The 13,498-nt window shown below is 56.6% G+C and carries 9 protein-coding genes; 5 read left to right on the top strand and 4 right to left on the bottom strand.

All coding sequences use genetic code 11. The features are described 5' to 3' along the window. Positions 1 to 19 precede the first annotated feature (19 nt). The 3 genes from VGH19_20255 to VGH19_20245 all read left to right on the top strand — a co-directional run bounded on the left by VGH19_20255 (position 20) and on the right by VGH19_20245 (position 4,485). A complete protein-coding gene (locus VGH19_20255; GenBank protein HEY1173709.1) occupies positions 20 to 1,456 on the top strand; it encodes a sulfatase-like hydrolase/transferase in 1,437 nt (478 codons plus the stop codon). 187 nt (positions 1,457 to 1,643) lie between these two features. Next, on the top strand, positions 1,644 to 2,975 hold the full coding sequence (locus VGH19_20250) for a sulfatase (GenBank protein HEY1173708.1): 1,332 nt from the start codon (positions 1,644 to 1,646) through the stop codon (positions 2,973 to 2,975). 124 nt (positions 2,976 to 3,099) lie between these two features. Then, complete coding sequence (locus tag VGH19_20245) at positions 3,100 to 4,485, top strand: arylsulfatase (GenBank protein ID HEY1173707.1); 1,386 nt, start codon at positions 3,100 to 3,102, stop codon at positions 4,483 to 4,485. Between the two features lie 92 nt (positions 4,486 to 4,577). Here VGH19_20245 and VGH19_20240 read toward each other — a convergent pair whose 3' ends face one another. The 3 genes from VGH19_20240 to VGH19_20230 all read right to left on the bottom strand — a co-directional run bounded on the left by VGH19_20240 (position 4,578) and on the right by VGH19_20230 (position 9,050). After that, entirely contained in the window at positions 4,578 to 5,465 is an 888-nt protein-coding gene (locus VGH19_20240; GenBank protein ID HEY1173706.1) for a hypothetical protein, read from the bottom strand. A 228-nt stretch (positions 5,466 to 5,693) separates the two neighbouring features. After that, a complete protein-coding gene (locus tag VGH19_20235; protein ID HEY1173705.1) occupies positions 5,694 to 7,196 on the bottom strand; it encodes a sulfatase in 1,503 nt (500 codons plus the stop codon). 105 nt (positions 7,197 to 7,301) lie between these two features. Then, the gene (locus VGH19_20230; protein HEY1173704.1) at positions 7,302 to 9,050 is read right to left on the bottom strand and encodes an arylsulfatase; all 1,749 of its coding nucleotides are present in this window, start codon (positions 9,048 to 9,050) and stop codon (positions 7,302 to 7,304) included. Between the two features lie 384 nt (positions 9,051 to 9,434). Between VGH19_20230 and VGH19_20225 the strand changes: the two genes are divergently transcribed. Together VGH19_20225 and VGH19_20220 are read left to right on the top strand one after the other, a co-directional pair. Beyond that, positions 9,435 to 10,487, top strand: coding sequence for a virulence RhuM family protein (locus VGH19_20225; GenBank protein ID HEY1173703.1), 1,053 nt, complete (start codon positions 9,435 to 9,437; stop codon positions 10,485 to 10,487). Positions 10,488 to 10,759: 272 nt separating this feature from the next. Beyond that, a complete protein-coding gene (locus VGH19_20220) occupies positions 10,760 to 11,068 on the top strand; it encodes a hypothetical protein (GenBank protein ID HEY1173702.1) in 309 nt (102 codons plus the stop codon). A gap of 299 nt (positions 11,069 to 11,367) precedes the next feature. On the opposite strand, the gene VGH19_20215 is transcribed toward VGH19_20220, so the two are convergent. After that, positions 11,368 to 12,858: a polysaccharide lyase gene (locus VGH19_20215; GenBank protein ID HEY1173701.1), complete on the bottom strand. Its 1,491-nt coding sequence runs from the start codon at positions 12,856 to 12,858 to the stop codon at positions 11,368 to 11,370. Positions 12,859 to 13,498: the final 640 nt, after the last annotated feature.

The following is a 13,498-nucleotide window of genomic DNA, read 5'->3' as shown; positions in this document are numbered from 1 at the left end:
TCTTTGTTAGACTCCATACATGTTCCACATCGCATTGGTGCGTCTGCTGCTTTGCTTTGCTGTCTTGATGGGCGCCATTTCTTCCGCTCAAGCGGCGGATAAGAAGCCGAATATCCTTTTCCTGTTCGCGGATGATTACACGTATGAAGCCATCCGTGCTTTTGGCCATACAGACATCGATACGCCGAATCTCGACAAGCTGGTGAAGCGCGGCACGACGTTCACGCGGGCCAGTAATATGGGTTCATGGAGTGGCGCTGTTTGTGTGGCGAGCCGCACGATGCTTATCACGGGACGTTCTGTCTGGAGCGCGAACAAGGTCTATGACCAGACGGACAAGGAACGTGAAGCGGGTGTGCTTTGGCCGCAGCTCATGGCGAAGGCAGGTTACGTGACTTACTTCAGCGGCAAGTGGCACATCAAGGCGAATGCAGAGAAAGCGTTTCATGTGGCGAACCATGTGCGTGCCGGAATGCCGAAGGACACGCCGGAGGCGTATAACCGTCCGCTGGAAGGAAAGCCTGATCCGTGGAGTTCAACGGACACAAATCTCGGCGGCTTCTGGCAGGGCGGCAAGCATTGGAGCGAAGTGACGGCGGATGATGCGATCGACTATCTGCAACGTGCGAAGCAACAGCCGCAGCCGTTCTTCATGTATATTGCGTTCAACGCGCCGCACGATCCGCGTCAGGCACCGAAAGAGTTTCTGGACCGCTATCCACTCACACGCATCCAAACGCCCACGAATTATCTCGCGGAGTATCCGTTCAAGGAGGCCATCGGTTGCGGTTCTGATTTGCGCGATGAAAAGCTTGGTCCTTTTCCACGCACGGAGTTCGCGGTGAAGACGCATCGGCGGGAGTACTACGCGCTCATCACGCATCTGGACCAGCAGATCGGTCGCATTCTCGATGAATTGAAGAAGACCGGGCAGGAAGAGAATACGTGGATATTTTTCACGGCGGATCATGGACTCGCGGTGGGACATCACGGCCTCTTGGGCAAACAGAACATGTATGATCACAGCGTGCGCGTGCCGTTCATTGTGGCGGGACCGGGGGTGACGAAGGGACGCCGCATCGAAGCGCCGATCTATTTGCAGGATGCGATGGCGACCTCACTCGCGCTGGCGGGAGCGGAAGCGCCGGAGCATGTTTACTTCAATAGCCTGCTGCCGCTGATCCACGGTGATGCGAAGCTCTCGCCCTATCAGCAGATCTATGGTGCGTATCTGGAATTGCAACGCTCGGTGACAGCGCGAGATTTCAAACTGATCGTGTATCCCAAGGCGAATAAGTTGCGGCTCTATAATCTGAAGAAAGATCCGTTTGAGATGACGGATTTGGCGGGGGATGTGAAACAGGCGGGGAAGGTGAAGGAGTTATTCGCGCAGTTGCAGGCCTTACAGAAGGATTTGGGAGATACGCTGGATTTGACCGCGATGAAGCCGAAGTAGGCGGTGGCGCCCGTTTGTTCCAGGTGGTGTGAGGGTGTGTTTCAGCAAGGGGCAGGCGGATTGCGGGCATTGCCAACCGACGGCATTGGTCTATGGTGGTGTCATGTTCCCTATGGCTGCGTTGCACTTGCGCTGGCGTTGCTTTCCGTTGGTGACCGGGATTTTGTTCCTACTCGTTCATGCCAGCATGGCTGCGCCTGAAAGACCGCATATCGTGCTCTATCTGGCAGACGATTTGGGTGTGGATTTTGTCGGCTGCTACGGAAACAAAACGGTCCGCACGCCGAACCTGGACCGGCTTGCGGCCGAGGGGGTGAGATTTCAGCGTGTTTTTGCAGCGTCACCTACGTGTGCGCCTTCACGGGCGGCGCTATATACCGGCCTCTATCCTTCACGGAACGGGTTAATGGGAAATCATACGGGTTCCCGTGCGGGCGTAAGGTCTATGCCGCATGAGTTGGGAGACTTGGGTTATCGTGTGGTGCTGGCGAACAAAAGCCACGTGAAGCCGCAATCGGTCTATCCGTTCGAGTTATTGAAGGCGACCTTGCCGGTGAATCCGGAAGTTCTGCGCCGCTATCGCGCGGAAGGCCTGGATGCGAAAGCGGTGGATTCTTTCCTCGAGCAACACGCGAAAGAGAGACCGGCTCAGCCGCTGTGCCTGATACTGGCGGATAACAATCCTCATGTGATCTGGGAGAAGAACAGGATTTATGATCCAGCCAGGCTGCCGGTGCTGCCGATCATGGTTGATACGCCCAAGACTCGCACGGCCCTGGCGAACTATTATCAGGACATCACGACCATGGATCACCGGGTGGGCGAGGTGCTGGGCTCCTTGAAAAAACATGGCTTCGAGGAGAACACGCTGTTCCTTTTCACGAGCGATCAGGGGCCGGAGTGGCCGCACTGCAAATGGACGGTGTATGATACCGGATTGCGTGTGCCGTTCATCGCCCGCTGGCCGGGATACATCAAAGCGGGGACGCATAACAGTGCGCTCATCTCTTTGGTGGATGTGCTGCCGACATTTAACGATCTGGCGGGTGGCAGCGGGTTGAAAGGCATCGATGGCCAGAGTTTCAAAAGTGTCCTGCTGGGACATGAGAGAAAGTTCCGCGATTTGATCTTTGCAAGCCATACCGGTGATGGAGAGATGAACATGTGCCCGCAACGGGCGGTGCGCGATGAACGGTTCAAACTGGTGCTGAACTTGAATCCTGAACGCAAATGGACAACGCACTTCACGAGAGTGATGGGTATCCCGGACAGTCATGGAGATGTCTATTCTTCCTGGACTACCAAGGCAAAAGATGATGCGGAAGCGGCGAGATTGGTGAACCTGATCGAGCAGCACCCGCGCTGGGAACTCTATGATACGAAGTCCGACCCTTTTGAGCTGACCAACCTGATCGATCACCGGGGACACTCGAAGCGCGTGGGCAGATTGAAGACGGAATTGCGCGAGTGGATGAAACGGCAGGGTGATGAGGCGGAGTCCATGGTGAGAGCCGAGTGATGGGGATAAATACATGAACGAGTTCACGAACCTGGCGAATGATGCCGGGCTGGGCGTAATCTGGATTCGTAACCGGTGAGCAAAATTTTTCGTCTGAGTGGTTAACCGAGTGAATTGAATTCATATGAAGATGACATCTCTGGCATTGTTGTTGGCGACGTTCTTGAGCGGTGTTTTGCAGGCGGCGGAGAAGCCGAACATCGTTTTCATCGTGGCGGATGATCTGGGCTACATGGATTGCGGGTTCAGCGGCGGGAAGGAGATCAAGACGCCGAACCTGGACAAGCTGGCGGCGGCGGGAACAGTAATGGAGACGTTTTATGTGCAGCCAGTTTGTTCACCAACGCGGGCGGCTTTGATGACGGGGCGGTATCCGATCCGCACAGGTTTGCAGGTGGGCGTGATCCGGCCTTGGGCCACGTATGGTTTGCCATTGGAGGAGCGCACCTTGCCGCAGGCTTTGCGCGAAGCGGGTTACAGGACAGCTATCACTGGCAAGTGGCATCTGGGCAGTTTCGACAAGGCGTATTGGCCGAACGCACGCGGGTTTGATCACGCGTATGGGCATCTGTTCGGAGCGATCGATTACAACACGCATGAGCGTGATGATCAGCTCGATTGGTATCGAAATGGGGAGAAGGTGAAGGAGGAAGGTTACTCGACGCATTTGATCGCGAAGGAGGCGGTGAAATTTGTGAACGAGCAGAGCAAAGAGAAACCGTTCTTTCTCTACGTGCCGTTCAATGCGGTGCACACACCGCTGCAGGTGCCGGAGAAATACACGGAGCCTTATACAAAGTTGACCGGGCAGCGAAAGACGCTGGCAGGAATGCTAGCGGCACTGGATGAGGCGGTGGGGCAGATCGTCGGAGCGGTGGAGAACAAGGGTTTTCGCAAGAACACGATTTTCATCTTCTCGAGTGATAACGGTGGATTCTCTCCCGGCAAGGTCACGGATAATGGGCCGCTACGCGCGGGCAAGCACACGTTGTATGAAGGCGGTGTGAGGGCGGCGGCATTTGCAACTTGGGATGGGAAGATCAAGGCGGGTGCGCGGCTGAACACGGCGCTGCACATGGTGGATTGGTATCCGACTTTGTTGAAGCTGGGCGGTGCGTCATTGGAGAAGGACAAACAGAAGCTCGCGCTGGATGGATTGGATCTGTGGCCTGCGTTGACTCAAGGGAAGCCATCGCCGCATGCGGAGATTTTATTTAATGCGGAGCCGAAGCGAGGAGCCATCCGCGTGGGCGATTGGAAGCTGGTGCTGAACGGGAGTTCACCGGGACTCGAGCAGGAAGAAGGTGACGGGAAAGCGGGCAAGAAAAAGAAGGTGGGGCAACCGGTCGAGGAGCAGGTGGAGCTGTTCAACATCCCGCAAGATATCGGGGAGAAGAAGAACTTGGCGGCGGAGAATCCGGCGAAGGTGAAGGAATTGCGGGCGCGGTATGAAAAATATGCGAAGGAGGCACGGCCGCCGCTGAATCTGGGGGAGAAGAAGGGGAAGTAGGAATAGCCGCAAAGAAGCACAAAAGGCGCAAAAAGTGATTGAGGGTAAATTGACTCAATCCTTGATCGGCCAAGTCGTTGCGAAGATTGCGGTTACTTTTTCGATTGGGTGCGGAGTTTTTTGAACGTCTCGCGCATCTCGTCGGGTTTGCCGAGAGTCAGGTAGAGGTCGTATTCGAAGACGGTGCCGGGGGTGATGGCCAGATCAATGATGGGGGCGAAGTAGGAGCACGCGCCGTGCTGGGTTTTGCCGCCCGCATTGTAGCGGTAGCAGGTGATCTTGGAGGCGATGGGCACGTAGGCACCGACGCCGAAGTTGTCCTTGTCCACATAGGCCGCCCAGTTTTCCGTGATGCGGCGATTCTCGTTGGGCCAGCCGGGTTGGGAGGTGTGCAGTGCATCGCCAGTCCAAGGTTTTTCTCCGGTGTAAGTGACCAAGGTGGGGAGGTCCGGTTCGATGAAGACAGCGGGGACTTCCTGGTGGACCTTGGGATGCGAGTTCGTGCCGGTGTAGGTCATCTTGTAGCGCACGTGGGCGACCTTGCCGGTGAGGGTGATCCATTGCTCGAACGTCACTTCCGGGAGATCCACGCAGCCGGACCAGTGCCGCCCCATGGACTTGGCGTAGAGCGTGGTCTTGGTTGATTTGATTTCCAGCACCTTGGCGGCACCGTGCTTGTAATCGCCGCCTTGCACGGGGTTCCAGCGCCACGGTTTGCCAGCCCAGAGGGTCCCGTCTTCCTTGCCGTAGTAGGACTGCTGCACGAGACGGCCATGATCGAAGTGGTTGAGAAGATTGCGGTCGGAGCCGCTGAGGGAAAGATGGGCGATGCCGGCACCTGAGGATTTCTTCACGCCGAGACGCACCTGACCATTATCCAGATAAACCCACTGCGCGGGGCCTATGTCCGGATGTTGCGCCACCGCACTGGCGGCGAACAGGAACAAAAGGCAGGCGATAAACAGATGCGTCCGTTGCATGGCTAGTTATTAGCTGATAGCTGATGGGGAGGTAAAGGTTTGGGAGAGTGTTAGGGCTGCCTGCGATATGGTTAACGATTGGCATTCTCACTCCTCACCCCGGCCCTCTCCTCGTTGAGAGGAGAGGGAGAACATTTGTGAGATTTCGTGCTGCGACGGAAGCGTTTGGACTGCCGGCTGGAATCCGGCAGCACGGGCGTTTGGGCTTCGTCGTTCACAGAAAGAATTTCATTCCTGTTTCTTGGCTTTCTGCTTGCCGCCGTCTTTTGGTGCGGCTTTGCCGCTCTGCGCTTTGGAGCCGTAGGTGGAGGGATCGCTCAGGGGACGTGGTTTGCCAGCGACGGTGAATTTATCGTCTTGGGATTTCAGCCAGGCATCGAGTTCGGTGCTCAAGGATTTGAGGCGTTTGGCGTGTTTGGGATCGGTGGCGAGGTTTACTTGTTCTTTGGGGTCTTTGTTGAGGTCGTAGAGTTCTTCGGCGGGGCGGGCGTGATAGCGTTTCACGATGGCGGCGGCGTTTGCATTCGTTTTTGCGGCTTCTTCCCAAGTGGGGAAGTAGGCGGTGTTGAGCTGGTTCGCGGCGAGGTCGATGTGGGTGGTGAAGGCGTATTCGGGATGGATATTGCGGATGTATTTCCAGCCGTCTTCCGTGCGCACGCTGCGGATGGGGTAGATGTTCCATTGGCCATCGCCGGTGTGCGTGGTGAAGATTTTATCGCGGAGTGAACCTGCTTTGCCTTGCAGCACTTTCAGGAAGGAGCGGCCATCGAGGTCTTTTGCGGGCTTGCCGCCAGCGGCTTCGACGAGGGTGGGGAGGAAGTCCACCCAGCTTACCATGGCGTCGGTGCGGGAGCCGGGCTTTATTTTGTCCGGCCACGCGACGATGAGGGGGACGGCGACACCGGCTTCGTAGCAGTTCCATTTGCCGAAGGGCCATTGCGCGCCGTGATCGGCACTGAAGAAAAAGAGGGCGTCCTGGCTGAGATAAGTTTTCACGGCGGTGCGGATGGTGCCGAGGTCGGCATCGGCTTTCGTCACGGCGGCGGCGTAGCGGGCGCGCCATTCGCGAGTAGCAGGTGTGTCGATGCTGCCAGCGGGCAAGGGGAGCTTGGCGGGATCGTAGGCGGAGGCGTCATCGGGCCAGGGGACGTGTGGCCAGTTGCTGCCGACCATGAGGCAGAGGGGCTTGGCGTTTTCGCGTGGACGATTTTTCAGATACTCAACAGCAGCGGGGATGGAGGCGTGATCGTGAAAGGTGTCGTGGGCGAAGTAGTCGAAACCGTAATCCACGGTGTGCTTGTAGTGCGAGATCTTGCCGAAGGCGATGACTTCGTAGCCGAGCTCTTGGAAATAGGCGGGCCATTTCTTCAACTCAGCGCGCGGCTTGGAGTGGTTCGCTTCGGAGCCGTTACGGGCGGGCATGAGGCCGGTGAGCAACGCGGCTCTGCTGGGAGCGCAACTAGGAGAGGCGACGTAGGCGCGAGTGAAGAGCATGCCCGCATCTGCGAGCTTTTGCATATTGGGCGTGCGCAGGTTTTTGTCGCCGTAGGGCTGGAGATCGAGCTGGCCTTGGTCGTCGGTGAGGAAGACGACGATGTCGGGCTTTGATGCGGCGAATAAGGTTATAGCGCTGGCTAACCAGAGGAGTGTTAGCAGCAAGGTAGTGTATTTAGGTGCTGTGCTACGACGGACGTCGCGGACTGCCGGCTGGAATCCGGCAGCACGGGGCATGGTGCTACGTCGAGCTGGTTTCGCCGACGGCTTATAACATTTACCGCCGCTGGAGAAATTTGCTATGCTATTGGAGGACAGAAAAAGATACATAATGGAAAATGGTTAGTTCTGCTTTTTCTTTTTGCCTGCCCCTTGGGCCGCTTTTTCGCCGTAGGCGGGTTCGGAGTTCCACGGGAGGACCATGGCGCGTTTGGCCCAGGTTTCCCAATGCTGGATCATCGTTTTGGCGCGGACGGGTTCTTGGGTGATGAGGTTTTTCGTTTCGGTGCGGTCGGCGGTCATGTCATAGAGTTCCCAATCGCCAGCGGGGCCTTTGGCGACGAGTTTCCATTGGCCATCACGCACGGCGCGATTGCCTTCGTGCTCGAAGTAGATGGGTTGTGTACGGGCGAGTGGTTTGCCGCTGAAGCTCGGCGAAAGGCTGATGCCTTCAAGAGGGGTAATCTTCTGTTCTTTGAAATCTGCGGGATACTTGGCACCGGCGAGATCCACACAGGTGGCCATGATGTCGATGAGGTGGGCGGGGGAGGTGACGAGTTGGTTTGCATGTGCGCGCGTGATGCCTCGGGGCCAATGCGCGATCAGCGGGGTGCTGATGCCGCCTTCGTGTTGCCAGTGTTTGTATTCGCGGAAGGGGGTATTGCTCACGTTCGCCCAGCCGCGACCGTAGCCGATGTAGGTGTCTGCGCCGCCGGGCATGACGCCGTAGCCTTGACGCATGGGATAGCCATCGCGGGTTTGCTTGGGGATCATGTCGGGCTGCAGATCGGTGGCGGCCATGGGCGGGAGAGAAGGTTTATCGGCGCGTTGCGGGACGATGGGTTTCGCGCCACGGCCCATGAGTTCGGCGCAACCACCGTTGTCTTGAAGGAAGAAGATGAGTGTGTTGTCGTAGATGCCCTGGCGCTTGAGTTCGGCGATGACGCGGCCGATGCCTTGATCCATGTTATCGACCATGGCGGCGTAAACTTCCATGCAGCGGATTTCGAACGCCTTGTCTTTCACGTCGCTCCATTCATCGGATTGCGGGGTGAGCGCCCATTGCTTATCGATGAGGCCGAGTTGTTTCAGCTTTTCCCAACGGGCGGCGCGGATGGGCTCGAAGCCCGCATCGTATTTGCCTTTGTATTTGGCGATGTCGGATTCCTTCGCGTGCATGGGCCAGTGGGCGGCGGTGTGGGCCATGTACATGAAGAAGGGTTCGCCTTGGTGCTGCTTGGCGTGATCGGCGATGAAGCGGGTGGCGTGGTCGTTGATGGCATCCGTGTAGTAATATTCCTTGGGCGTGTATTCTTTGTCGGCGAAGGGGGAGATGAGTTCGTTATCGCGGACGAGGGAGTTGGGATCGTAGAAGCTGCCCGCGCCGTGGATGGTGCCGTAGTAGCGGTCGAAGCCGCGTTGGAGCGGCCAGTTGTGTTTGCTGGGATTGGGCTTGGTGGCTTCGTTCGGGGTGACGTGCCATTTGCCGGTCATGTAGGTGCGGTAACCGGCGGGCTTCAACGCCTGTGCGATGGTGATGCAGTTCTGGCTGAGATCACCGGCGTAACCGGGGCCGGGTTTGTTCTTGGAGTCCACCATGTGGCCGATGCCGGCCTGATGCGGATACAGACCAGTAAGGAGCGAGGCGCGCGTGGGACAGCAACGGCCAGTGTTGTAGAATTGAGTGAAACGGAGGCCGCCCTTGGCGAGTGAATCGAGATTGGGCGTGCTGATTTCGCTGCCATAACAGCCGAGGTCGGAGAAGCCCATGTCATCGGACATGATGAGGATGATGTTCGGGCGCGGGGCAGCGGCGTGAGCGGTGACGACCAGCGATAACAATGCCGCGAGGAACGCAGCGAAGGGTTTCATGGGGGAAGAGATTAGGGCGGATCGCCGCCGGAGCCAATGATTAGAATGCCCGGATTGCTTGGAGAAATCCACCTGACGGGGCGGAAGGCTTTCTGCGCGGTCACGAGGTATTAGGGGAAGTAACGAGAAGAAGCGGGCGTATCTTGACACTGCCGACGAAGAGAGAGAAGCAAGGAGAAGGGAAAAGCCCGGCACCCCTCACCCCGGCCCTCTCCCCTCCGAGGGGCGAGGGTGGTGGAGCGTTACTGTGCTTTCCTTGGCCACTGACAAGCGGGGGTAGTGCGTGGATATGCCGAGAAGAAGCGGAAGGATGGGGTTTCGGCTGGACCCTGTGTGGTTATCAGGACAAAAGATACGGATGCCAGCGGACTGAGTGGGTTGCCTATGCCTAAAAAGAAATCACCGAACAGTGTGCGCATCCGGAACAGCACGGCGGAATTTCTGACTTTTGCCTACCAGACCGGCGGTGATGGCGTGGAAGTGCGGGTGCAGGAGGGCACGATCTGGCTGTCACAAAAGGGGATGGGGCTGCTCTTTGAGACGACTCCGGAGAACGTGCTGATCCATCTCAAGAAAATCTACGCCGAAGGTGAATTGCCGGAGGCAGCAACTGCTAAAGAATTCTTAGCAGTTCAAATCGAAGGGAAACGGCGGGTTGAGCGCCACATCTTGCACTACAATCTCGATGCGATTATTGCCGTCGGCTATCGCGTGAATTCCAAACGGGCCACGGCGTTCCGGCAATGGGCCACAGGGGTCCTGCGGGACTACACGCTGCGGGGCTATGTGATGGACCGGAAGCGGATGGAGAACGGGGCGTTTCTGGGCGAGGACTACTTCGAGCGTCTGCTGGAGGAGATCCGGGAGATCCGCCTGTCTGAGCGGCGCTTTTACCAAAAGATCGCCGACGTCTATGCCACGGCGATGGATTATGACCGGGACGCGCCGATCACGCAGGCGTTCTTCGCCAAAGTGCAGAACAAGATGCATTACGCCGTCCACGGTCACACGGCCGCTGAGCTGATCGTTAAGCGGGCGGACCATACGAAGGAACGCATGGGGTTGACGAGCTGGGCCAAAGCCCCGGGCGGGAAAATACTGAAAAGCGATGTGGTGGTGGCAAAAAATTATCTGACGGAGACGGAGCTGGAGGACTTGGGGCGCATCGTAAACGCCTACTTGGACCTGGCGGAGAGCCGGGCGAAGCGCCGGGTGCCGATGACGATGGATGCTTGGGCGAAGCGGTTGGACATCTTCCTTTCGGCGGATGAGCGGCAAGTGTTGCAAGACGCCGGGCGCATCAGCGCGGAAATCGCCAAGGACCACGAGGAAAGCGAATTCGAGAAATACCGGGTGATCCAGGATCGGCTCTTCCGAAGCGATTTCGACACGTTTGCGGCGCTGGAGAAAGGCAAGATGGACAAGCGCGACGAGTAGAACAGCGAAGAAATTCTGGCAATAAAGCGGATGGGCACGGGCCTTTGGGAAATGCACCTTTTGGAATGACCAATGACGAAATCTCAATGACGAAGGAATGAGCAATGACAAAGCACCAATGCTAAGATGTGGGAGGCTTGACGCGGTTTTGGGTGAACGGAAACTGTCTAATAGAAATACACGAGAAGAATACTGGCAGAATCTAAGTTGGGATGTGATGATATGTAATTGAGTAGAATTACGAAAGAGGGAAGAATCAACTTCTTGAGCAAATGCAAACGATTTCAGGTTTAATGCAAGAGTATGATCAGCTCGCTGCAGGACTTTGTGTTTCTGCTCGTGCAGATAAGACATTGCCAAGGCAGCAAGCGGATCGCGTAATTGAGTTGATTGGCGAGATAGGGAAATTTTATGCCAAGGAAGACCATGTTCTCAAAGATCATGTGTGGCGATTGAATTATCTCTTTCCACAGCTTTTGTCAGAGTCTGAGCATTGCAGAGATGTGGACAAAAAAGAAATTCTGGAGCGATATGCTTGGAATGTTCAATTTCAGGTCAGCAAAATTTTCAAATCCGATTGAAATAAGTGCATTTTGTTTTTCGTGATTAAGCTGGCGATAGATTTTGGAGTGAAATGATTCTGGTCCGAGAGCTGGCACGTTTTTTTTAAGGGATATGCATTTGGAGCGTGCTTGAGGTTCTAGAAAATTTTAGCACGGAGAAAAAGAAATCCGGGCGTTAGTCATGGGCGAAGAGTGAGCTGCTTTTGCTTATGGATGTTGCTGTGGGCGAGGACGCCCACGCTCCAAAGGTGACAGCCGAGGGCGGCTGTCCGACTAAGGCAGGCGAGGGCGCCTGCCCCACTGCACTGCGTTGCGCGTTACTTCGTGTTCTTTAGGTAGGCGCAGAGGGCTTCTACATTTTTGATGAAGGTTTCGGATTGGATGACGCCTTCGGGGGAAGCCTTCTTATGGCCTTTCAGGGAGCGGGTGTCGATCCACGCGCCGCGGGGGTCCATTTGGGCGATGATGGTTTTGATTTCGGCGGGCGTGGGGTTGAGGCGTTCGTGGGCGGGGAGTTCTTGGCGGGCGGTGTCGCCACCGTTTTTGAGGCGATTGTATTCGGCTTCGATCTGGTTCAGCTTGGAGTCGAAGATGAAGCCGTAGTGGTCGGGGGCTTTGCTGAAATCGTAGGAGAGGTGATAGACTTTGTCCTGTACGATGAAGCAGAGGGGTTTGTTCGTCTTGAGCTCGTAGAAGCGGGCGATGCGGCCATCGCGCAGGAGTGACTTCTTGAGGTAGGGCAGGGCTTTGGCGAAGGGCTCAAGGTATTTCGCGTCACCGGTCTTGCGATAGAGCAGGAGGAGGCTTTCCATCACGTATTGGGATTCGAGGCCGCTGATGGCGGGGGGCTCGAATTTGCGTTCCCAGACGGGTTGCATCTTCACGTCGTATTGCTGGCCCCAGGCGGGTTGGGGATCGGGCATCTGGGCGAGGAGGAAGAAATCGCCAGTGCGCTTGGCGGCGGCGAGGTAGCGGTCCTCTCCATAGATCTCGTAGGCGAGGAGCATGGTGGCGAGGACGTTGCCGGAGATGTTGTCGTTCAGGTGATAGTGGCCGGTCCAGTCGTTGGGCCAGGTGCGAGGCCATTGCGCGGGGTAGCTGGCTTTGAGGATCGGATATTCTTTCGGGTCGTGGCCTTTGGGCCAGCGGTCGTAATTATGGGTCCACGCGCCAACGGGGTATTGGGAGAGGAGAATGGATTTCATCGCGTAGGCGATGGTGTCTTTCATTGCGGGGTCTTTGAAGCCGGTAACCTTATCCAAGCGCATGAGGAAGCGCAGGGCAGCGGGCGAGGTGTCGTCATCCAGCATGGTGAGGTTCTTGAGGTCACGGCCGGATTTGGGCGGGCGATGGTTGGGGTTATCACGATAGCCTTCGCCAGCGCGTTTGGCGGGGTCCATTTCCACGCTGTAATACCAGCCGCCCGAGAGGCGTTGGCCTTTGATGAGAACGTTCGCAGCGGCTTTGGCGGCATCGAGATACTGTTTGTCACCGGTGACTTCATAGACATCGAGCAAGGCGTCGCCGATCGAGGGTGTTCCAGGCGGCTGAACCCACGAAGAGGTCTTGGAGGTTTCGCCCTCGCCTTCACTGAGGCGAAGGTCGCGACTGTGTCGCCAAGCGTAGCCGCCGGAGTTGGAGCAGTTCTGGGCGTAAAAGGTGGCGGCTTTTTTCAGGGCGGCCTCGACGGTGGAGCGAGGGGGTTCACTTGCAGCAGCGAATACAGATAGGGTTGGAGCTAAAAGGGTAGCGGTGGCGGTCAGGGTTACGAAGCGACGCCTTGTCAGGTGCTGCGCGGGGGTGGACATGGAGGGAGGATGAGGATTTTTGGAAAACGTTCAACGTCCAACTTTTAGAGCGGTTTAAAAAATCCTGTCGCCGATTGTCTGGAGAGCGAAGCGGGCGGTCTTTTTGGGTTCTGGCTTCGTTTCGGCTCCGTCACAGGGTCTTTGGAAGCTGCTCCTTCGCCAAATCCACGCCCCACTCGGCCACAGTATTTTTTTAAGCGCTCTAACAGTAGGGACAGGAAGGGGTGAACCGCGAACTACGCGAAAAGGGGACGGGAAAGATGAACCACGGAAAACGCAGAATACACAGAAAGAATTCACCATGGAAACGCGGAGAGGGAGGATGGCACAAACCCCGACCAAAACGCCGGGGCAAGGAAGGCACAGAAGGCACAAGCAGAGCGGAGAAGAATTTCCGATTTACGAGGAAAGGCAGAGAGGAGTGACCGCGAAACACGCGAACTATGCGAGCAGGAAGAGGAGCAGTGGGGATGAGAAATGCGAGTTACGTAAGTTGTGATTTTTGGATGTTCTTGGTGTCGAAAAGGTTGGGTTTTCATCACAAATTTTAGTGAAAAGAGGTGGTTTTCTTGAGGGTTTTGTGGGATAGATTTAGGTGCTGGCAGCTCGCTGCTGGTAAAGGAAGGGCCGAAGGCCAAGT

Source organism: Verrucomicrobiia bacterium, assembly GCA_036405135.1.
Lineage (GTDB): Bacteria > Verrucomicrobiota > Verrucomicrobiia > Limisphaerales > JAEYXS01 > JAEYXS01.
Note: the sequence above shows the minus strand (reverse complement) of the source record. Positions and strands in the feature narration are given on the sequence as shown.